The following is a 20,722-nucleotide window of genomic DNA, read 5'->3' on the forward strand; positions in this document are numbered from 1 at the left end:
GCGCCTACGGTCGCCGGCCGGCGCCCACCCGTGTGGCCCTCGTCGCACGGCCGTCGCGCACCGCCGTCGGCTGCTCGTGCTCCAGGAAGGACTCCGCGCGGGTCACGGGCTCGTGCGGCGGCAGCGCGCGGAACACCCAGCTGCGGTACGACCAGAAGCGGAACAGCGTGCCGAGACCGATGCCGAGGAACTTGAAGATGTTGCTCTGCAGCGGGCTGTCCCAGCCGAAGCCGTACGTCGCCGTGAAGAGCACGCCGTTCTCGATCACCAGTCCGACGGCGCTGAACACCAGGAACAGCGACATCTCGCGGGTACGGCGGGTCTTGTCGCGGTCCCGGTAGGTGAAGTAGCGGAAGCCCAGGTAGTTGAAGACGATCGCGACGATCGTGGCGATGATGCTCGCCCGCACCACCTGGAGGTCGGTCGTGTGCCGTACGAGGTTGAAGACACCGAGGTTGACCAGCACCCCGGCTCCGCCCACCGCGCCGAACTTCACGACCTCACGGACGAGCCGCTCGACCCGCTGCCGCACCGCGCCCGGTGGCGCGGGAGGTACCGAGGGAAGCCCCGAGGAACCATGTCCCATGGTTGTGCCGGCCCCCGTCCGTCGGTTGGCGTCAACCCAGCCATGCTAACCACCCGGACGCGCGATCTTCCTGCCGACCGCGGCGGGGGCCGGGCGGAGGCCGCCGAACAGGGCGGGAGACGGGGTGGTCCGTCGTGGCCGATACGCTAGGGGTGTGACGTTCCCGGTAGTCGGCATGGTCGGCGGGGGCCAGCTCGCTCGTATGACACACGAGGCGGGCATCCCGCTGGGCATCAGGTTCAAGCTTCTCAGTGACACTCCTCAGGATTCAGCGGCGCAGGTCGTCGGCGATGTCGTCATCGGCGACTACCGCGACCTGGACACGCTCCGTGAGTTCGCCCGCGGCTGTGACGTGATCACCTTCGATCACGAACACGTGCCCACCGAGCACCTACGGGCCCTGGAGGCGGACGGCATCCCCGTGCGCCCCGGCCCCGACGCGCTGGTGCACGCCCAGGACAAGGGTGTGATGCGGGCCAAGCTCGACGCGATCGGCGTGCCCTGCCCGCGGCACCGCATCGTGTCCGATCCGCAGGACGTCGTCGCCTTCGCGGCGGAGGGTGACGGCTTCCCCGTCGTCCTCAAGACCGTCCGCGGCGGCTACGACGGCAAGGGCGTGTGGGTCGTGGACTCCGTGGCGGAGGCGGCCGAGCCCTTCCGCGCGGGCGTCCCGGTCCTCGCGGAGGAAAAGGTCGGCTTCGTACGGGAGCTGGCGGCCAACGTCGTCCGCTCCCCGCACGGCCAGGCGGTCGCCTACCCGGTGGTGGAGTCCCGCCAGGTCAACGGCGTCTGCGACACGGTCATCGCCCCCGCCCCCGGCCTGGACGAGACCCTCGCCCTGCAGGCCGAGCGGATGGCGCTGAACATCGCCAAGGAGCTCGACGTCGTCGGCCATCTCGCCGTCGAGCTGTTCCAGACCCGCGACGGGCGGATCCTGGTCAACGAGCTGGCGATGCGACCGCACAATTCCGGCCACTGGTCGATGGACGGCGCCATCACCTCCCAGTTCGCCAACCACGTCCGCGCCGTCCTCGACCTCCCCCTCGGCGACCCGCGCCCGCGCGCGAAGTGGACGGTGATGGTCAACGTCCTCGGCGGCGACTTCCCGGACATGTACTCCGCGTACCTGCACTGCATGGCCCGCGACCCCCAGCTGAAGATCCACATGTACGGCAAGGACGTGAAGCCCGGCCGCAAGGTCGGCCACGTCAACACCTACGGCGACGACCTGGACGACGTGCTGGAACGCGCCCGTCACGCAGCCGGCTACCTGAGAGGCACGATCACCGAATGAGCCCTGTTGTTGGCATCGTCATGGGGTCGGACTCCGACTGGCCGGTGATGGAGGCCGCCGCGAAGGCCCTCGACGAGTTCGAGATCCCCTACGAGGTCGACGTCGTCTCGGCGCACCGCATGCCGCGCGAGATGGTCGCGTACGGCGAGGAGGCCGCCGGGCGCGGCCTGAAGGCGATCATCGCGGGTGCGGGCGGCGCCGCCCATCTGCCCGGCATGCTCGCCTCGGTCACCCCTCTGCCGGTCATCGGCGTCCCGGTGCCGCTGAAGTACCTGGACGGCATGGACAGCCTCCTGTCCATCGTGCAGATGCCGGCCGGGGTCCCCGTCGCCACCGTCTCCGTCGGCGGTGCCCGCAACGCCGGTCTGCTCGCCGCCCGGATGCTCGCCGCACACGACGAGGAGCTGCTCGGCCGGATGCGGGAGTTCCAGCAGGAGCTGAACGAGCAGGCCACCGAGAAGGGCCGCCGGCTGCGCTCCAAGGTCGACGGCTCCGCGTCCGGCTTCGGCTTCGGGAAGTGATGCGGGTGACGTCCCTGGACCGGGCCCGGGAGCTGCTCGGCGAGTTCCCGGTCGTCGACGGTCACAACGACCTGCCCTGGGCGCTGCGCGAGCAGGTCCGCTACGACCTCGCCGCCCGCGACATCGCCGGCGACCAGTCCGCCCACCTGCGCACCGACCTGCCCCGGCTGCGGGCGGGCGGGGTCGGTGCGCAGTACTGGTCGGTGTACGTCCGCTCGGACCTGCCCGACGCGGTACCGGCGACGCTGGAGCAGATCGACTGCGTACGGCAGTTGCTCGACCGCCACCCGCGGGAGCTGCGCGCGGCGTTCACCGCCGCGGACATGGAGGCGGCCCGGGCGGAGGGCCGCATCGCCTCGCTGATGGGTGCCGAGGGCGGCCACTCGATCGCCAACTCCCTGGCCACGCTGCGCGGCCTGTACGCGCTCGGCGTGCGCTATCTGACCCTCACCCACAACGACAACGTGGACTGGGCGGACTCGGCGACGGACGAGCCGCGCGCCGGCGGCCTGTCGGCCTTCGGCCGGGAGGTGGTGCGGGAGATGAACCGGCTCGGCATGCTGGTCGACCTCTCGCACGTGGCGGCGACGACGATGCGCGACGCGCTGGACACCTCCACGGCCCCGGTGATCTTCTCCCACTCCTCCGCCCGGGCCGTGTGCGACCATCCCCGCAACATTCCGGACGACGTCCTGGAGCGCCTCCCCGCCAACGGCGGCATGGCGATGGTGACCTTCGTACCGAAGTTCGTCCTCCAGGCGGCCGTGGACTGGACGGCCGCCGCGGACGAGAACATGCGCGCGCACGGCTTCCACCACCTCGACACCAGCCCCGAGGCGATGAAGATCCACCGCGCCTTCGAGGAGCGCACCCCGCGCCCGGTCGCCACCGTCTCCACGGTCGCCGATCACCTCGACCACATGCGCGAGGTCGCCGGCATCGACCACCTCGGCATCGGCGGCGACTACGACGGCACGGCCTTCACCCCCGACGGCCTGAACGACGTCTCCGGTTACCCCAACCTGATCGCGGAGCTGCTCGACCGCGGCTGGTCGAAGACCGACCTGGCCAAGCTGACCTGGCAGAACGCGGTCCGGGTGCTGGGCGCGGCGGAGGACGTGGCCCGCGGCCTTCAGGCCACGCGGGGGCCGTCCAACGCGACCCTGGAAGAACTCGACGGCTGATCGCCGAGGGCGGGGTAGTCGGTGTAGCCGTCGGCCCCGCCCACGTACATCAGGTACCGGTCCCGCACCTGGTTCAGCGGTGCGCCGATCCGCAGGCGCCGGACCAGGTCGGGGTTGGCCAGGAAGGGCCTGCCGAGGGCGATGAGGTCGGCCCCGGCGGCCAGCAGCCGCCCGGACGCGCGGTGCACGGCGTCGGAGGACATCTCCGTCAGCACCGGGTTGGCGACGAGCGTCCCCGGCCACGCGGCGCGGATCCTTTCGAACACGGGGGCGTCCGGATCGGCGTACACCAGGTGCAGATACGCCAGCCCCAGCCCGCCGAGCCGTTCGGCGAGCGCCGGGTAGATCTCCTCGGTCTCACCTTCCGCGATGCCGTTGACGGTGTTGCCGGGGGAGACCCGCAGCCCCACCCGGTCGGCCCCGATCTCGGCGGCCACCGCCTCCGTGACCTCCGTCGTGAACCGGATGCGCCGCTGGACCGGTCCGCCGTAGCCGTCGGTGCGGTGGTTGGTGTTGCGGGCCAGGAACTGGTGGAGCAGATGCCCGTTGGCGGAGTGCACCTCCACGCCCTCGAAGCCGGCGTCGAGGGCATTGCGGGCCGCCTTCGCGAAGTCGGCGACGGTGGCGCGGATGTCCGCGGCCGTCATCTCACGCGGCACGACGGCCGCCCGGTGCCCGCCGGGCGTGAAGACCGTCTCGGGGAGCGGCACCGGTGAGGGCGCCACCGGCGTCAGCCCGCTGGTGGCGGTATGCCCGACCCGGCCGCCGTGCTGGAGCTGGAGGAACATCCCGCCGCCCCCGGCGTCGCGCACCGCGTCGGTGATCCGCCGCCAGCCCGCCACGTGCGACGGCGTGTGGACGGCGGTGATGTTCGGGTACGTCTGCCCGACCGCGTTGGGCGTCGCTGCCTCGGCGATGATCAGCCCGGCGGAGGCGCGCTGGGCGTAGTAGGTGGCCATGAGCGGGGTCGGGGTGCCGTCGGCGGCGGCGCGGTTCCGGGTCAGCGGCGCCATCAGCAGGCGGTTGGGAAGGGTGAGCGGGCCCAGTCGGGCGGGTGTGAAGAGTGCTGGCGTCTGCGTCATGCCCGTACGCTAGAACCTGACACTGATGTCAGAATCAAGCCCGGGGGTGGGACGGATGCGGATCGGTGAACTGGCCCGGCGCACCGGAGTGAGCGAGCGGTCACTGCGCTACTACGAGCAGCAGGGCCTGCTCGCGGCCGAGCGGACGCCCGGCGGACACCGCGCGTACCCGGAGGCGGCCGTCGACCGGGTCGTCCGGATCCAGGAGCTGTACGCGGCCGGGCTGTGCAGCAGCAAGATCGCGCAGCTCCTGCCCTGCATGCGGGACGCGGACGGCGGCCCTTCGTCCGTCGCCACGCCGAAACTGGTCGCCGACCTCACCGCCGAGCGCCACCGCATCGACCGCATGATCACCGACCTGGTGCGGTCCCGGGACACCCTGGACGAGGTGATCGACGCGGCCCGCGGCCGCCAGGGCCTGTCCGACAGGCCCTGGGCCGTACGTACCCCCGAACGCCCCGCCCGCCAGGAAGGGTCCCCGGCTCCGTGCGACGGTGACGGTACTGCACGACGACCGTACGGAGCCCGCCATGGCTGACCTCCAGGACGACCTGCATCCGCCCGCCGAGGCCGGCGAGCTCGACGACCTGCCGGTGCCGCTGCCCGCCGAGGCCTTTCCGCCGGAGCCGTACGCGCCCGTCTCCGACCCCGACGACGAGCCGCTGGCCCGGGCCCACGCCGTCCTGGCCGCCCATCCCGTCGCCGACGGCTACAGCGGGCTGCCCTGGGCACTCAAGCACCTGCCCTGGTACGACCTGGAAGAGGGCGAGAGCTCCGTCGACACGGATGTGCCGCGGCTGCGGCAGGGGCATGTGGGTGCGCTGTTCTGGTCGCTGCATCTGCCCGACGGCCTCGACGGCGACCGGGCCGTCGGCGCCACCCTGGAGCAGCTGGACCTGGTCAAGCAGGTGGTCCAGGCCCACCCCGAGGGGCTGCGGATGGCCTACGACGCCGGGCAGACCACCGACGCCCGCAACTGCGGCCGCACCGCCGTCCTGCTCGGACCCGCCGGAGCCGCCGCCCTCGGCGACTCGCTCGGCACCCTCCGCGCACTGCACGCCCTCGGCCTGCGCGTGCTGACCCTGGCCGGGGCCGGCTGGGCAAGCGAGGCCGGGCTGACCCGGTTCGGCGAGGAGGTGGTCCGCGAGATGAACCGGCTCGGCGTGATCGCCGACCTCTCCGGCGCCTCCCCGGAGACCATCCGGCGTACCTTCGCCGTCTCCAAGGCACCGGCGCTGTGCAGCCGCTCCGCCGCCCGTGCCCTGCGCCCGCACCCCGCCAACCTGCCCGACGACCTGCTGGCCGAGCTGGGCGCGGCCGGGGGGCTGTGCCTGGTGCCGCTGACCGCCGAGCAGACCGGCCCGACCGTCCGCGACGTCGCCGACCACCTCGACCACATCCGCGACGTCGCCGGCCCCGGGTGCGTCGGGCTGTCCGGCACGTACGACGCCGGCACCGCGCACCCGCTGGAGCTGGGCGACGCCTCCTGCTACCCCCGGCTCATCGCCGAGGTCCTGCGGCGCGGCTGGGACGAGGCCGACGTGGCCCTGTTGACCTGGGGCAACGTCCAGCGCGTGCTGCGCGGCGCCGCGTTCACCGCCCGCGCCGCCCAGGTGCGGCGCCGGCCGTCCACGGCAACCATCACCGAGCTCGACGGATAGGCGCCGACGGCGTCGCGCTGGGGCCCCGCAACGGCCTCACGGGTGCTCGATCCGGCACAGGCAGAACGGATGCCCGGCCGGATCGGCGTACACCTGGAAGCCCTTCTTCTCCCGGTCCTCCAGATCCAGTGGCCGGGCGCCCAGTGCCAGCACCTTCTCGTGGGCCGCGTCGATCTCCTCCCAGGTGGACCCGGCGTCGAAGTCCAGGTGGAACTGCTGGGCGTTGCGGTCCGAGCGCGGCCACTCCGGCGGGGTGAGGCCCGGTGCCCGCTGGAAGGAGATCCGGGGCCCGCCGGGCACCTGGAGCACCACCCAGTCGGGGTCCCCCTCCTCGGGCGTGCCACCGGCCACCTGCGCGTAGAAGCGGGCCAGCTCACGTGGGTCGGGGCAGTCGACGACGACGGAACGCACACGCGCCACGGGTGCCATGAAGTGTTCCTCCCGGTGTCGGGTCGGTGTCGGGCGCCCGCTCAGCAGGCACACAGACAGAACGGGTGCCCGGCGGGGTCCGCGTAAACCCGGAAGCCGCGTGAGCGGTCCTCGGTGTCCAGCGGCCGGGCGCCCAGCTCCAGCACCGCCTTCTCCGCCGCGTCCAGGTCCTTCACGTTCAGGTCCAGGTGGAACTGCTGCGAGTGCTCGGGGGACGGCCACCGCGGCGGGACGAACCCGGGGGCGGCCTGGAAGGCGAGTGTCCGCCCGCCGGGCAGCTTCAGGTCCAGCCACTCCGGTTCCACCTCGTTCTCCTCGATCGTGCCGCCGAGCACTTCGGCGTAGAAGGCGGCCAGTGTGCGGGGGTCGGGACAGTCCAGGACCACGGGGCCCAGTTCGGCGACAGCCATGACTTCCTCCTCGAAGCCTTCGGTTACCCACAAGGAGCGGGTAACCGGTAACGGTTACTGCATGCTGCCCTATCGGGGGTAACGTCGCAAGCATGAGTGAGAGGTCGCCCGCACCCGGAGGGCTCGCCCTGATCGAGTCCCTGGTGAACACACTGGACGTCGAGACGGGCGCCGACTCGCTCGGCACACCGGAGGGCCGGGCGCGTTTCGGGATCACTGAGGACGACCTGCCGGACGTACGCGAGCTGCGCGAGTCGCTCCGCGCCGCCCTGCTCGCCCACGCCGGTCACCCGCCGCACCGCGCCGTGACCCCGCTGGGCGAGCTGCTGGCCGCCGCGCCGCTGGTGGTCACGGTCGACGCGGCCGACGGCTCCGCCGCCCTCGCCCCCGCCGACGGCCGGCCGCTGCCCGCCCGGGTCGCCGCCGCCGTCGCCGAGAGCCTGGTCGCGGGCACCTGGAGCCGGCTCAAGGCCTGTGAGGCCGCCGACTGCCTCTGGGCGTACTACGACCGCAGCCCCGCCGGACGCGGTCGCTGGTGCTCGATGCAGGTGTGCGGGGCGCGGGCGAAGATGCGCCGGTACCGGGCAGCGGCCAAAGGGGCCTAGGGGCCCGTCGCGAAAGCGGCGCCTGCCGCGCGACGCACGGAGGCGCACCGCACGAGCGCACCGAGGCGCGACGCACAGCCCGTTTTCCCGGCCGCCCGGGCCGGTGTGGGGCAGAATGCAGCACGACGCCGGTTCGGCCGACTGAGCCTCGGCCGAACCGGCGTCACCCGTCTCCTCGGACGGCGCCTCCGTTCAGATGGTCGGACGTTCAGGCGGTCGGCCGTCCAACCGGCCGGGCGTTCAGGCGGTCGGGCGGCCCATCGCCCGGTACGTCCACCCGGCCCGCCGCCACGCCTCCGCGTCCAGCGCGTTGCGCCCGTCGAGGATCACCCGGGCCGCCGTGGCCGCGCCCAGCTCCTCCGGGTCCAGCTCCCGGAACTCCCGCCACTCCGTCAGGTGCAGCACCACGTCCGCGCCCCGCACCGCCTCCAGCGCCGAGTCGGCGTACCCGAGGGTCGGGAACAGCCGCTGGGCGTTCTCCATGCCCTTCGGGTCGTACACCGTCACCTGGGCGCCCTGGAGGTGGACCTGCCCGGCGACGTTCAGGGCGGGGGAGTCCCGTACGTCGTCGGAGTCGGGCTTGAAGGTCGCGCCGAGCACCGCGACCCGCTTGCCCAGGAAGGGACCGCCGCCCAGGGCCTGCCGGGTCAGCTCCACCATCTGGCCGCGCTGGCGCATGTTGATGGAGTCGATCTCGCGCAGGAAGGTCAGCGCCTGGTCGGCGCCCAGCTCACCGGCGCGCGCCATGAACGCCCGGATGTCCTTCGGCAGACACCCGCCGCCGAACCCGATCCCGGCCCGCAGGAACTTCTTGCCGATCCGGTCGTCGTACCCGATGGCCTCCGCCAGCTTGGCGACGTCCCCGCCCGCGGCCTCGCACACCTCCGCCATCGCGTTGATGAAGGAGATCTTGGTGGCGAGGAAGGAGTTCGCGGCGGTCTTCACCAGCTCGGCGGTGGGGAAGTCGGTGACGACGAACGGCGAACCCTCCGCGACGGGCGTCGCGTACACCTCCCGCAGCAGCTTCTCGGCCCGCTCACTGCGCACCCCGACCACGATCCGGTCCGGGTGCAGCGTGTCCTGGACGGCGAAGCCCTCGCGCAGGAACTCCGGGTTCCAGGCCAGCTCGGCGTCCCCGCCGGCCGGCGCGTGCCCGGCGAGGTAGGCGGCCAGCCGGTCGGCGGAGCCGACGGGCACGGTCGACTTGCCGACGACCAGGGCGGGCCCCTTCAGGTGCGGGGCGAGCGAGGCGATCGCGGAGTCGACGTACGACATGTCGCACGCGTACTCACCGTGCTTCTGCGGCGTGTTGACACACAGGAAGTGCACGTCGCCGAAGGCCGCCAGCTCGGCGTAGTCCGTCGTGAACCGCAGCCGCCCGCTGGAGCCCTCGATCCCCGTGACGTGCCGGCGCAGCAGTTCCTCCAGTCCCGGCTCGTACATCGGGACCTCGCCGCGCCGGAGCTTCTCGATCTTCTCCGGCACCACGTCAAGACCCATGACCTCGAAGCCCAGCTCCGCCATGGCCGCCGCATGGGTCGCGCCGAGGTAGCCGGTGCCGATCACGGTGATCTTGATGGCCATGGATGCTCCAGGGGTGTACGGCGGGCGTGCGCGCCCGAGCATAACCGGGCACGGGGGCGGGGCCTTGACGGGCAGCTTTCCCGCTGTCGTCAAGCTCACCTATCCATGACCACGGACGCAGCTCTAAAATTCGAGTTACTTAACGGTAGTTAGCGTGACCAGCATCGCAGCGTTTTGGAGCGTGAGAGACCTTGGCCGGATCGGCTGACTTCGACCTGTACCGCCCGTCCGAGGAGCACGACATGCTCCGCGACGCCGTCCGCGCGCTGGCCGAGGCGAAGATCGCGCCGCACGCCGCCGCCGTGGACGAGGAGGCCCGCTTCCCGCAGGAGGCCCTCGACGCCCTGGTGGCCAACGACCTGCACGCCGTCCACGTCCCCGAGGAGTACGGCGGCTCGGGCGCCGACGCGCTCGCGACGGTCATCGTGATCGAGGAGGTGGCCCGCGTCTGCGCGTCCTCCTCCCTCATCCCGGCCGTCAACAAGCTGGGCTCCCTCCCGGTGATCCTCTCCGGCTCCGAGGCGCTGAAGAAGAAGTACATGACCCCGCTCGCCAAGGGCGACGGGATGTTCTCGTACTGCCTGTCCGAGCCCGACGCGGGTTCCGACGCCGCCGGCATGAAGACCAAGGCGGTCCGCGACGGCGACCACTGGATCCTCAACGGCGTCAAGCGCTGGATCACCAACGCGGGCGTCTCCGAGTACTACACGGTCATGGCGGTCACCGACCCCGCCAAGCGCTCCAAGGGCATCTCCGCCTTCGTCGTCGAGAAGTCCGACGAGGGCGTCTCCTTCGGCGCCCCCGAGAAGAAGCTCGGCATCAAGGGCTCCCCGACCCGCGAGGTCTACCTCGACAACGTCCGCATCCCCGCCGACCGCATGATCGGCGAGGAGGGCACCGGCTTCGCCACGGCGATGAAGACGCTGGACCACACCCGCATCACCATCGCCGCCCAGGCCCTCGGCATCGCCCAGGGCGCCCTCGACTACGCCAAGGGCTACGTCCAGGAGCGCAAGCAGTTCGGCAAGCCGATCGCCGACTTCCAGGGCATCCAGTTCATGCTCGCCGACATGGCCATGAAGATCGAGGCCGCCCGCCAGCTCACGTACGCCGCCGCCGCGAAGTCCGAGCGGGGCGACGGCGACCTCACCTTCCAGGGCGCCGCCGCCAAGTGCTTCGCCTCGGACGTGGCCATGGAGGTCACCACGGACGCCGTCCAGCTCCTCGGCGGCTACGGCTACACGCGCGACTACCCGGTGGAGCGCATGATGCGCGACGCCAAGATCACGCAGATCTATGAGGGCACGAACCAGGTGCAGCGGATCGTGATGGCCAGGAACCTGCCGTAACGGCGGGCCGAGCCGACGGCGGGGGTGCCCGGTTCCGGGCGCCCCCGCTCCTTGGTTCCCCCGCTACTCGTGGACACGCGGGGCCGGGCCCGGAGGGCCCTTCGCCGGCGGAGGGGTCCGCGGCGCGGACGCGATGGCGCCGGTCAGGTCGCCGCGCAGGGCGGCGATGACGAAGGCCGTCATGGAGGCCAGCAGGAGCACCGCGAACGATCCCCAGATCACCGGGAGCGACCACATGGGCCAGTCGTTGCCCGCCTGCGCCCACAGGGCCATGATCGCCACGACGGCCAGGGCGACGCCGTGCCACCGCACCACGGTCGCCGCCGCCCGGTGCCGCCGGTTGCGCCGCGCGACCAGTGCCCAGACCGCTCCGACGAGGGCCGTCGCGCCGAACGAGAAGCAGGCGAGCGCGCCGCCGAGGCGGTCCGCGCCCCAGTTCACGGGCCCGGCGGAGGTCTGCTGCCGCAGTCCTTCGGCGCGCAGCTCGACGACCTGACCGTGCCAGACGATGCCGACGACCTCGTCGCCCGGCTCCAGCTCCGACACCACGGGGCCGGTGTCCCGGAACGTCACCTCCCAGGGCTCACCGGACGGCAGCAGCAGCTTCGCCTCCGGCGGCTCGCTCCGCTTCATGCGGTTGGTGTCGGCCGACCGGACGGTGTACTTCTGCTCCCACAGACACCCCGACGCCTCCACCGGAACGGAACGGCACGGCGGCGCGGCACGGAACTCGCGCTCCCGCTCCAGCGCGCCGCCGATCTCTCCGGCCGTCGCCCCGCCCACGCCGAGAGCCGCGATGGCGAGCATCAGCCACACCACGGCCCCGACCGTCTTGTTCTCCCCGGCTCCCACTGTGCCCCCCTCACCGCTCTCGTCCCCCGTAGGCGCATTCGAGCACGTCGGACGGATGGCCGCCCATGCCCGCCACCGGCAACCCACGGCCCACCGGATTGCCGGACCGGGGCAGCGAGCGGCCCGGATCCAGCGGGCGGGCGAGGCGGGTCAGCCGGTCAGCCGGTCAGCCGGTCAGCCGGTCAGTCCTCGAACCCCTCCGCCGCCCGCTGCCGGCGCAGTTCCAGGATCGCGCGGCGCCGGGCCAGGCGGTGGGTGCGGCGGATCTGGGCCTCCTGGTAGCGCCGCTTGTCCCGCTCGGTCTCGGGAATGACCGGCGGCACCTGACGCGGCTTGCCGTCGGCGTCCACCGCGGCGAACACCAGGTACGCCGAGCCGACCTGGGTGGGCGGGGTGGACTCGTTCCAGCGCTCGGCCAGCACCCGTACGCCGACCTCCATCGAGGTCCGGCCGGTCCAGTTGACCTGGGCCTTCACATGGACGAGGTCGCCGACGCGGACCGGTTCGAGGAACGCCATCTGGTCCATGGAGGCGGTGACGGCGGGACCGCCGGAGTGCCGCCCGGCGACGGCGCCGGCCGCGTCGTCGACCAATTTCATGATCACTCCGCCGTGCACCGTGCCCAGGAGGTTGGTGTCGCTGTGGGTCATGATGTGGCTGAGGGTGGTACGGGAGGCCGAGGTCGGCTTGCCCGGGATCTCCGGGGTGCCCGACTCGGCGGCCGAGGCCTGGTGTGCCTGGTCTGTCATGGCCTCCACCTTATGCCGAGGCGACATGGGTGTGATTTGTGTCAGCTTCGCAACAGCACTGCCCCTGTTTTCCGACGACTCTTGTCCGCCGCCCAGCGCCGACCGGCACACTGGGGCGCATGAGTGATTGGCCCGAGGGATGGTCCGGCGACAACCGCGGCAGCCGGTACGGACGCGGCAGCGCGAGCGCACAGCCCGAGAGCGCCCGCGTGATGCGGCAGATCCGCCGCGGCCCCGCGGCGCCCGGCCCGGCCCCGGCCGCACCGCCGTACGGCGGCGTTCCGCAGCAGCCGTCGTACGTCGACGGCCGCGGCCACGACGGCTACGGCCATGCCGGTCCCGGCGGGTACGACAGCGGCTACAACACCGGCCAGGTCTACGGCAGTCCCGGCGGCCGGGGCCCCGCCGGTCCCGGCCCGGGCGGCCCGCGGCCCGCGCCGAACTGGGGCAGACGCATCAAGCTGACGGCCATCACCCTGGCGACCGTGCTGGTCGTCACGTTCGTCGGCACCTACTTCTGGGCCGACTCCAAGCTCAACCGCGAGGTCGACCTCTCCAAGGTCATCGACCGGCCCGAGGCGGGTGAGGGCACGAACTACCTCATCGTCGGCTCCGACAGCCGCGAGGGCATGACCGACCAGCAGAAGAAGGACCTGCACACCGGTTCCGCCGAGGGCAAGCGCACGGACTCGATGATGATCCTGCACACCGGCGACAACGGCCCCACGCTGATCTCCCTGCCCCGCGACTCCAACGTGGAGATCCCGTCCTTCGTCGGCTCCGACTCAGGCAAGCGCTACGAGGGCACCGGCCGGCAGGTGAAGCTGAACGCCGCCTACGCCGAGGACGGCCCCGAGCTGCTGGTGCGCACCGTCGAGCACAACACCGGCCTGCGCATCGACCACTACGTCGAGATCGGCTTCGCCGGCTTCGCCAACATCGTGGACGCGGTCGGCGGCGTCGAGATGGACATCCCGCAGGACATCAAGGACACCAAGTCCGGCGCCGACCTGAAGAAGGGCAAGCAGACCCTGGACGGCCAGGAGGCCCTGGCCTTCGTGCGCACCCGGTACGCGTTGAAGGGCTCCGACCTGGACCGCACGAAGAACCAGCAGAAGTTCCTGTCGGCCCTGGCGAGCCAGGTGGCCACCCCGTCCACCGTCCTGAACCCCTTCCGGCTCTACCCGACCATGGGCGCCGGTCTGGACTCGCTCATCGTCGACAAGGACATGGGCCTGTTCGACCTGGCCGGCATGTTCTGGGCGATGAAGGGCGTCAGCGGCGGCGACGGCACCTCCATGAACATGCCGATCGCGGGCAACGCCGCCAACGGCAACCTCCAGTGGGACACCGCCAAGGTGAAGCAGCTGGTGGACCAGCTGAAGAACGACGAGAAGGTCACCGTCTCCGGCAAGTGAGCCGCCGGCCGCCGTCGCCGGGCGTCAGGGCTTGCCGCAGACCACCTCGTCGCCCCGTACGACCGTGCCCGGCTTCTGCGGCGGCTCCTCGGGCCGCACCGTGCGCACCTCCTTGAAGCCGGCGCCCGCGATCACCTTCAGCGTCGGGCCCAGGCCCTTGACCGCCCGCAGTTCGCTGCCGGGCAGCGCGGCGGCCAGCGACTTGGCCGAACGGTCCCAGCGGGGGTCGTAGGCGACGATCGTCCGCTCCACGGAGGGGGCCGCCGCGTTGACCGGAGCCCCCGTGGTGCGGAACCCGGTCGCCGCGAGGGCCCTGTCGACGCGCTTGCCGAGCCCGGGCGTGCGGGTGCCGTTCTCGATCTGGACGCGGATCTGCCGGGGGTCCACCGGGACGCGCACCGCCTGCTTCCCGGGCCTCGGCCGGGGCGGGGTCAGCGGCTTGTCCTCGCGCAGCGCCCGGAAGACCCGCTCGGACTTGACCGGGTCCCACTTCAGGGTCGAGCCGACGCCCTTCACGGCGTACCCCATCTGCCCGATGGGCACGGTCGTGAACTCCGAGGACGAGGGGGAGAAGTTCCGCATGGCCCGGCCCAGGGCCAGCAGTTCGTCGGTGCCGAAGCCCTTGTCGGCGCGGACCGAGCCGAGCACCGCGCGGGTGATGTCCCGGAACTTGATCGGGTTCAGCAGGATCCCGGAGGACGTGGCCCGGTCGATGAGGGCGGCCAGGAAGCGCTGCTGGCGCTTCATCCGGCTCAGGTCCGAGGCGCCGTCGACGTGCCGGGCGCGGACGTACTGCAGGGCCTGGCCGCCCATCAGGGTGTGGGTGCCGGACGGCAGGTCGAGCCCGCTGTGACTGTCCTTGAGCGGCTCGGCGGTGCAGATCTCCACCCCGCCGAGCACGTCGACCGTCTGCATGAAGCTGGTGAAGTCGACCTCCAGATAGTGGTCGATCTTCACGCGGGTCATGTTCTCCACGGTGCGGATCGTCAGCCGCGGCCCGCCCTCGGCGTACGCGGCGTTCAGCTTGAGCGGGTGCCCGCCGTGCCGTTTGCCGGAGTTCCGGTCGGTGTGCGGCGGCGTCATGGCGTACGAGTCGCGGGGCAGGCTGACCACGCTGGCGCGGTCCCGGTTCTCCGAGATGTGCACGATCATGATCGTGTCGGTGCAGTGGCAGGGTGCGCCGCCGAGCCGGTACTTCCTCCGCTCCTCAGCGGAGATCTTCTCCCGGCCGTCGGTGCCGACCAGCAGGACGTTCATGCCGTGGCCGGCCGCCGGGCGGTTCTTCATGTCCTTGAAGGCGTCCACCCGGGAGATGTCCGCGTCCAGCGTGGACAGCACGGCGTGCCCGATCCCGGCGGAGGCCAGCACCACCACGGACAGCGCGGTCACCGTCCGCATGGCCCAGCGCGGACGTCTGCGCCGCACGGGCGCCCGCCGGGCAGCCTGCGGGCGCCGCCGCTGCGGCGGGGGGCCGCCCCGCGCGGGCGCGGCCGGGACCCGGGGAGCGGGGGAGCGGGGCGGCTTGGGCAAGGGGACACCTCCGCGAGGACGGGCCCGTACGGGCTGCGGCCGGACGTGGGAACCCTGAGCACGGTAGGCCGATACGATCTGCTGCCCGGGGCAGCGCCCCCGCGGCGCGCACCGGTGTCCCCCGTTCGCGGTAACGTGAGCACCGATGAACGCCAAGTCCGACGTGCGGCTCCCCGCCGTTTCCGTGATCATGCCCGTCCTCAACGAGGAGCGGCATCTGCGCGGCGCCGTCCGCGCCATCCTCGCGCAGGAGTACGCCGGTGAGATGGAGGTCGTGATCGCCCTCGGTCCGTCCACGGACCGCACGGACGAGATCGCCGCCGAGCTGGTCCGCGAGGACCCGCGGGTGCACACCGTGCCCAACCCCACCGGGCGTACCCCGGCCGCGCTGAACGCCGCGATCAAGGCCTCCAGCCACCCGGTCGTCGTCCGCGTCGACGGTCACGGCATGCTGTCGCCGAACTACATCGCCACCGCCGTACGACTCCTGGAGGAGACCGGCGCGCAGAACGTCGGCGGCATCATGCACGCCGAGGGCGAGAACGACTGGGAGCACGCGGTGGCCGCCGCCATGACGTCGAGGATCGGCGTCGGCAACGCAGCCTTCCACACCGGCGGCCAGGCGGGCCCGGCCGAGACGGTCTACCTCGGTGTGTTCCGGCGCGAGGCGCTGGAGCAGCAGGGCGGCTACAACGAGGAGTTCATCCGCGCCCAGGACTGGGAGCTGAACTTCCGCATCCGCGAGGCCGGCGGGCTGATCTGGTTCTCGCCGGAGCTGAAGGTGTCCTACCGGCCGCGGCCGAGCGTGCGGGCGCTGGCCAAGCAGTACAAGGACTACGGCCGCTGGCGGCACGTGGTCGCCCGCTACCACTCCGGCTCCATGAACCTGCGCTACCTCGCCCCGCCCACGGCGGTGTGCGCGATAGCGGCCGGCCTGGTGGCCGGCGCCGCGCTCACGCCGTGGGGCTTCGTGATCCCCGGTGGCTACCTGGCCGCCATCGCCGCCGGGTCGGTACCGGCCGGCAAGGGGCTGCCGGTGAAGGCGCGGCTGCAGATCCCGGTCGCGCTGGTGACCATGCACATGTCGTGGGGCTGGGGTTTTCTGACCAGCCCGCGGTCGCTGGCGAGGAAGGTCATCGCGTCGCGCCGGCCGGCGGTGCCGACGCGGGCCTGAGCGCGCCTCCGGCCGACAGGGCGAAGGCCCTTCCGCACCACTGCGTTCGGAAGGGCCTTCGTCGTGAGAGCGGCTCGGTGACGGAGGGTCAGCCGCAGTGGTCGTCGTACTGGATCCGGACGTGGCTGTGCGCACCGGCCTCGCTGCCCCAGTCGACGCAGGAGTTCCGGGCGTACACGTAGACGGGGCCCGCGTAGTACTTGTAGGTACCCGCGTCCATTTCGCTGGACTTCCACACGGTGTCGTTCCGGGAGAGCCGCAGCCTGGCGTCCAGGTACATCGCGGTGCCCGGGCGGTCGCTGACGGTGACGACGCAGTTGTAGCCGTTGTAGCCGTTGGAGCTGTTGTAGGTGAGGAAGGTGTGCCCGTCGTAGGGGTCCATGGAGTCGATCACGCTGTAACCGGATCCGCAGGCGCCGTTGTAGGACGCGGCCGCGGCAGTGCCGGTGGCGGCGATCGTTCCGGCGACGGTCAGACCGAGGACGACCGATGCCGAGCCAAGTCGCTTGTCACTGAGCATGATTGGTTATCCGTAAAGTAAAGATCACTCCCAGCGGTAGGGCGCATAGACGTCCATGCACTGGCCGCTGTCCGAGCCGTTGATGGCGTCGGCGCTCTCGGGTACGGCCCCGGCCTTCGGCGGCGACTGCTGCGGATAGTCCGTTCCCGAGCGCCAGTCGGCACCCACGACCAGGGTGACGCCCGAGACGTCGGTGCTCTGCCGCACCGAGCTCGCCGGGAGGCCCAGTGACTCGGCGACGCGCCGGGCGTCGCCCTTCAGGTCCGCGCTGGGGAAGCGGATGACCGTCGTTTCCTCGCCGGGCAGCGCGGAAGGGTCCGCCACCGCCTGGGTGAAACCCTTGTCGACGAGCAGTCCGGCGATCTCCTCCGCCCGTCGGGGCACCATGGACTCCGTGCCGCTCCGCGTGCCGTTCCGTACCTGCACGGCGATCTCGGCGTCGGCGGCCGCCGGCTCCCCGGAGGCCGGCTCCTCGGGCGCCCGCTCCCCGGCCGGGGTCTTCGGCGCGCCGGAGCCCGTGCCGTTGTCGTCGAAGGAGACGTCGTCGCGGAGCATCGCCCACACCTTCTCGGCGTCGGCGCCGTCCGGGATCACGTGGTTGGCGTTCCGCGGATCCTGGACCCAGGGCATGGTCGTCATGGTGATGCGGTTGGTGGGCACCGACTTGAGCTGAAGGGCCAGTTCGTACAGCTTCTGCACCGAGCCGATCTCCTCCGAGACCTTCAGGGACTTCGTGGCCGCCTCGGCCAGGTCCATGAGCCGTCCCGTGTCGGTGAAGACGTTCTGCTCCTTCAGCGTGCGGATCATCGAGTTCATGTACATGTGCTGGGCCCTGGCGCGCAGCGGGTCGCTGCCCCAGGCGTGCCGGGTGCGCAGCCACTGCAGGGCCTGCTCGCCCTTGATCTTCTTGCGGCCGGCGGTCATCTTCAGCCCGGAGCCGCCGCCGTGCCCGGCCAGCGGGCGGTCCCACACGTTCTGGCGCACGCACACCTCCACCCCGCCGATCGCGTCCGCCATCTTCACGACGCCCGCGAAGTCGATGGTGATCCAGTGGTCGATGTAGACCCCGGTGAGGTTCTGCCAGGTCGCCAGCGTGCAGCCGGCCCCGCCGCGGGCGAGCGAGGCGTTGATGATGGTGGTGGTCGTCGGGAAGGTCTCGCCGGACTCCGGGTCCGTGCACCGGGGGATGTCGACCCGGGTGTCGCGCGGAATGCTCACCACCGCGGCGCTCTTGCGGTCCGCGGAGAGGTGGACGAGCATCTGCACATCGGCCAGTGGCGGATTGCCCCGGTTCTGCCTGCTGCCGCCCAGTGCCACGTTCTCGTCGGAGTTACGGCTGTCGGAGCCGATCACCAGGATGTTCAGCGGTGTCTGCCCGGCCGCGTTCGGTTCCGCCTTCTCCGCCTTGGAGTCACCGCTGCTGCGCTTGCCCTTCTGGATGTTGTCGTTCAGATGCCGGTAGTACAGGTATCCGGCACCCGCGGCAGCCAGTATCACCACCGCCAGAACGGTCGCCGACCACCGAAGGACCCGCCGCCTGCGGCGCTGCCGCCCGGTCCCGCGGCCCCCTCGGCGCCACCCGCCCGCGTCGTCCCGGCCGGACTCGGCAGACGTGTCCCGGTCCTGCGCCGCGGGGGACGCCACGTCCTGCGCCGCGGGCGCCTCCTCCTGCACACTGCTCTGCCTCAACGTCCTGTCCTTCCCCGCCCTTTGCCCACGCCGCGCCGCTCCCCGCCGGACCTTGCGGTCCGGCGGTGCGGATGCCGGCACGGTGGTGTCCTGTCTCAGACCAACGGGGGACCGGCACGGTTGCGCTGGCGGGCGGGCCGCGCCTGTCACCGGCCGTTCCGCGTACGACACGGCCTGGCGGTCGCCCGGCCGGACGCACGGCAGGCCGGTCAGGCCATGGGCCGTCGCCGGCTCAGCCGGCGCACTTGACCTGGTCGGCGGTGGACTTCTCCACATTGGGCGCGGTCGCCGGCGTCGCGTTCAGCTTCTCTCCGGCGCCCTTGAAGTCCTCGCCCAGGATCAGTGTCATCGCGGGCAGCCCCTGGGAGTTGGTCACGCTCTCGCCCTCCTTCATCGCCGAGCCGGACAGGCCCAGCAGGTCGGCGAGGCGGCGTGCCTGGTCGGCCTGGTCGGGGGCGTACTCCAGGGTGGTCTTGGCCTGGTTCTCGGGCGCGTTGCCCGCGTTCTCGGACTTGGTGACGCCCGCCTCGGTCTGCAGCCAGAGCAGTTCCCGCTGGGCGCTGCCGCTCGGGGCACCGCCGTTGAGGACGCGGACCCGGACCTCGGAGGCGTCGGCCTTGGGCCCCTCCAGACGCGCGGCGACGGCCGCGGCCTCCTTCTTCTTCTTTTTCTTGACCTCGGTGAACGAGACGTCGTTCTGGATCATGTCGAAGACCTGCGGGGCCTTGGACTCGTCCAGGACGACCGTCGCCTTGACCGTCTCGGCCGGGTTGTCGCGCACCGGCACGGTGGTGAACGTCAGGTTCTTGGTGTCGAGCTTGCCCAGCTCCAGCCCGAGGTCCTTCAGCTTGCCGATGCTGTCCAGCTGGGAGTCGACGGTGAGGGCCTCGGTGCCCGCCTCGGCCAGCTTCAGCATCTTGGACGGGCTGGTGAGCGTGTCGTTGGACTTCAGCTTGCGCATCAGCGAGCTGAGGAACTGCTGCTGGATCTCGATGCGGCTCAGGTCGCCGCCCAGGCCCACGGAGTGCCGGGTGCGTACGAAGGCCAGCGCCTGCTCGCCCTCGATGGTGTGCTCGCCCGCCGGGAGCTGCAGATGGGAGTCCGGGTCGTCGATGTCCTTGGCCAGGCACACATCGACGCCGCCGACCGCCGAGGTCAGCGTCTTGACCGCGTTGAAGTCGGCCACCATGAAGTTGTCCGGCTGCACCCCGGTCAGCTCGGTGACCGTCCGCATGGTGCAGCTGGGGGTACGGCCGGACTGGCCGAGGCTGGTGTTGAAACGGACGCCCTGCTCGCCGGCGATGACCTTCGTGGTCCCGTCCTCCTGCGTGGTCGGGCAGTCGGGGATGTCGACGATCAGGTCGCGCGGGATGCTCAGCGCGGTGGCGTTCGACCGGTCCTTGGCGACGTGCAGCAGGATCGTGGTGTCCGCGTGTCCGGCGCTGCCGGCGTCACCGTAGCCCTCGTTGCCGGCGCCGGTGCGCTTGTCGGTGCCGATCAGCAGGATGTTGATGGCCTCGTCCTTGCGGAAGCCACCGGTGCCCGCGCCGTCGTCGGAGACCGAGGTGATGTTGTCGTTCAGGTGCTCCAGGTAGAGGTACGCGGCCGCGGCGGTGCCGAGGACGACGAACGCCAGGGTGCCGCCGGACCACACCAGGGCTTTCTTCGCCGTCGACTTCTTCTTCACCGGACGGCGTCCGCGCCGCCCAGGCGGCGGTTCCGCGGGTGCGCCGCGCCGCCTGCGGGGGGACGGGACCTCCCTGCCGGGTGCGTCCCGGCCGGGTGCGTCCCTGCCGGGTGCGCCACGGTCCGGGTTCGCCGTACGGCGACGGGACGCGCCCGCTCTGTCCGGGGCGGCTCTGCGGGGACCGGGCACCTTCGACTGCGGAGCGGAAGGGGTCAGTCGCAGTTCGTATTCGCCGGTGCGCGGATTGAGCACCCACTGGTCTGCGGGGTCGGTGTTGTCCGCCCGCCCACGGCCTTGCGCGTCCACGGTTGTCCGAATCCTCCGTCGGGGCCACGCGGCGCCTTCCCCCTCAAAGGCGCTCGGGTCTCTCACTCGGTGCACGACCGCGGGACGACTGC

The 20,722-nt window shown here is 71.8% G+C and carries 19 protein-coding genes and 1 pseudogene; 9 read left to right on the top strand and 11 right to left on the bottom strand.

Translation table 11 applies throughout. The features are described 5' to 3' along the window. Positions 1-4 precede the first annotated feature (4 nt). Positions 5-586 (bottom strand): GtrA family protein, encoded by a 582-nt coding sequence (locus ACLGIH_RS20735; RefSeq protein WP_416526757.1) that lies wholly within the window; start codon positions 584-586, stop codon positions 5-7. Positions 587-740: 154 nt separating this feature from the next. Between ACLGIH_RS20735 and ACLGIH_RS20740 the strand changes: the two genes are divergently transcribed. Genes ACLGIH_RS20740 through ACLGIH_RS20750 form a run of 3 tightly spaced genes read left to right on the top strand, consistent with a single transcriptional unit; the run spans position 741 to position 3,585 of the window. Further along, positions 741-1,880: a 5-(carboxyamino)imidazole ribonucleotide synthase gene (locus ACLGIH_RS20740; protein ID WP_416526758.1), complete on the top strand. Its 1,140-nt coding sequence runs from the start codon at positions 741-743 to the stop codon at positions 1,878-1,880. Further along, positions 1,877-2,401 carry a 5-(carboxyamino)imidazole ribonucleotide mutase gene (gene purE, locus ACLGIH_RS20745; protein ID WP_416526759.1) on the top strand — a complete coding sequence of 175 codons (525 nt, stop codon included), beginning with the start codon at positions 1,877-1,879 and terminating at the stop codon, positions 2,399-2,401. Before ACLGIH_RS20740 ends, purE begins: the two co-directional genes overlap by 4 nt. A gap of 5 nt (positions 2,402-2,406) precedes the next feature. Continuing rightward, positions 2,407-3,585 (top strand): dipeptidase, encoded by a 1,179-nt coding sequence (locus ACLGIH_RS20750; protein WP_416529436.1) that lies wholly within the window; start codon positions 2,407-2,409, stop codon positions 3,583-3,585. On the opposite strand, the gene ACLGIH_RS20755 is transcribed toward ACLGIH_RS20750, so the two are convergent. Then, positions 3,534-4,667, bottom strand: coding sequence for an alkene reductase (locus tag ACLGIH_RS20755; RefSeq protein ID WP_416526760.1), 1,134 nt, complete (start codon positions 4,665-4,667; stop codon positions 3,534-3,536). The genes ACLGIH_RS20750 and ACLGIH_RS20755 overlap by 52 nt on opposite strands. 55 nt (positions 4,668-4,722) lie before the next feature. Between ACLGIH_RS20755 and ACLGIH_RS20760 the strand changes: the two are divergent. Together ACLGIH_RS20760 and ACLGIH_RS20765 are read left to right on the top strand one after the other, a co-directional pair. Next, a pseudogene (locus tag ACLGIH_RS20760) lies at positions 4,723-5,076 on the top strand (MerR family transcriptional regulator); the annotation flags it as partial. Between the two features lie 121 nt (positions 5,077-5,197). Further along, the gene (locus tag ACLGIH_RS20765; RefSeq protein WP_416526761.1) at positions 5,198-6,328 is read left to right on the top strand and encodes a dipeptidase; all 1,131 of its coding nucleotides are present in this window, start codon (positions 5,198-5,200) and stop codon (positions 6,326-6,328) included. Between the two features lie 36 nt (positions 6,329-6,364). Here the strand turns inward: ACLGIH_RS20765 and ACLGIH_RS20770 are convergent, their stop codons facing one another. After that, positions 6,365-6,757 (bottom strand): VOC family protein, encoded by a 393-nt coding sequence (locus ACLGIH_RS20770; RefSeq protein WP_416526762.1) that lies wholly within the window; start codon positions 6,755-6,757, stop codon positions 6,365-6,367. 41 nt (positions 6,758-6,798) lie between these two features. Next, a complete protein-coding gene (locus tag ACLGIH_RS20775) occupies positions 6,799-7,167 on the bottom strand; it encodes a VOC family protein (RefSeq protein WP_416526763.1) in 369 nt (122 codons plus the stop codon). Positions 7,168-7,259: 92 nt separating this feature from the next. Here ACLGIH_RS20775 and ACLGIH_RS20780 point away from each other — a divergent pair, with 92 nt between their 5' ends. Then, positions 7,260-7,772 (top strand): CGNR zinc finger domain-containing protein, encoded by a 513-nt coding sequence (locus ACLGIH_RS20780; protein WP_416526764.1) that lies wholly within the window; start codon positions 7,260-7,262, stop codon positions 7,770-7,772. 240 nt (positions 7,773-8,012) lie between these two features. On the opposite strand, the gene ACLGIH_RS20785 is transcribed toward ACLGIH_RS20780, so the two are convergent. Further along, a complete protein-coding gene (locus ACLGIH_RS20785; RefSeq protein WP_416526765.1) occupies positions 8,013-9,356 on the bottom strand; it encodes a UDP-glucose dehydrogenase family protein in 1,344 nt (447 codons plus the stop codon). Between the two features lie 191 nt (positions 9,357-9,547). Between ACLGIH_RS20785 and ACLGIH_RS20790 the strand changes: the two genes are divergently transcribed. Beyond that, positions 9,548-10,705, top strand: coding sequence for an acyl-CoA dehydrogenase (locus ACLGIH_RS20790; RefSeq protein WP_416526766.1), 1,158 nt, complete (start codon positions 9,548-9,550; stop codon positions 10,703-10,705). A gap of 63 nt (positions 10,706-10,768) precedes the next feature. On the opposite strand, the gene ACLGIH_RS20795 is transcribed toward ACLGIH_RS20790, so the two are convergent. Beyond that, a complete protein-coding gene (locus ACLGIH_RS20795) occupies positions 10,769-11,557 on the bottom strand; it encodes a hypothetical protein (RefSeq protein WP_416526767.1) in 789 nt (262 codons plus the stop codon). 182 nt (positions 11,558-11,739) lie between these two features. Continuing rightward, on the bottom strand, positions 11,740-12,306 hold the full coding sequence (locus tag ACLGIH_RS20800; protein WP_416526768.1) for an acyl-CoA thioesterase: 567 nt from the start codon (positions 12,304-12,306) through the stop codon (positions 11,740-11,742). A gap of 119 nt (positions 12,307-12,425) precedes the next feature. Between ACLGIH_RS20800 and ACLGIH_RS20805 the strand changes: the two genes are divergently transcribed. Continuing rightward, the gene (locus ACLGIH_RS20805; protein ID WP_416526769.1) at positions 12,426-13,724 is read left to right on the top strand and encodes an LCP family protein; all 1,299 of its coding nucleotides are present in this window, start codon (positions 12,426-12,428) and stop codon (positions 13,722-13,724) included. Between the two features lie 24 nt (positions 13,725-13,748). On the opposite strand, the gene ACLGIH_RS20810 is transcribed toward ACLGIH_RS20805, so the two are convergent. Further along, positions 13,749-15,254 (bottom strand): LCP family protein, encoded by a 1,506-nt coding sequence (locus ACLGIH_RS20810; protein ID WP_473246759.1) that lies wholly within the window; start codon positions 15,252-15,254, stop codon positions 13,749-13,751. Between the two features lie 145 nt (positions 15,255-15,399). Here ACLGIH_RS20810 and ACLGIH_RS20815 point away from each other — a divergent pair, with 145 nt between their 5' ends. After that, on the top strand, positions 15,400-16,428 hold the full coding sequence (locus tag ACLGIH_RS20815; protein ID WP_416526770.1) for a glycosyltransferase family 2 protein: 1,029 nt from the start codon (positions 15,400-15,402) through the stop codon (positions 16,426-16,428). 88 nt (positions 16,429-16,516) lie between these two features. Here ACLGIH_RS20815 and ACLGIH_RS20820 read toward each other — a convergent pair whose 3' ends face one another. The 3 genes from ACLGIH_RS20820 to ACLGIH_RS20830 form a co-directional block, all read right to left on the bottom strand. Further along, positions 16,517-16,948, bottom strand: coding sequence for a spore-associated protein A (locus tag ACLGIH_RS20820; RefSeq protein ID WP_416526771.1), 432 nt, complete (start codon positions 16,946-16,948; stop codon positions 16,517-16,519). 24 nt (positions 16,949-16,972) lie between these two features. Then, positions 16,973-18,637: an LCP family protein gene (locus ACLGIH_RS20825; RefSeq protein WP_416526772.1), complete on the bottom strand. Its 1,665-nt coding sequence runs from the start codon at positions 18,635-18,637 to the stop codon at positions 16,973-16,975. A gap of 232 nt (positions 18,638-18,869) precedes the next feature. Further along, on the bottom strand, positions 18,870-20,630 hold the full coding sequence (locus ACLGIH_RS20830) for an LCP family protein (RefSeq protein ID WP_416526773.1): 1,761 nt from the start codon (positions 20,628-20,630) through the stop codon (positions 18,870-18,872). Positions 20,631-20,722: the final 92 nt, after the last annotated feature.

The organism is Streptomyces hamibioticus, assembly GCF_047946815.1.
Classification (GTDB): Bacteria; Actinomycetota; Actinomycetes; order Streptomycetales; family Streptomycetaceae; genus Streptomyces.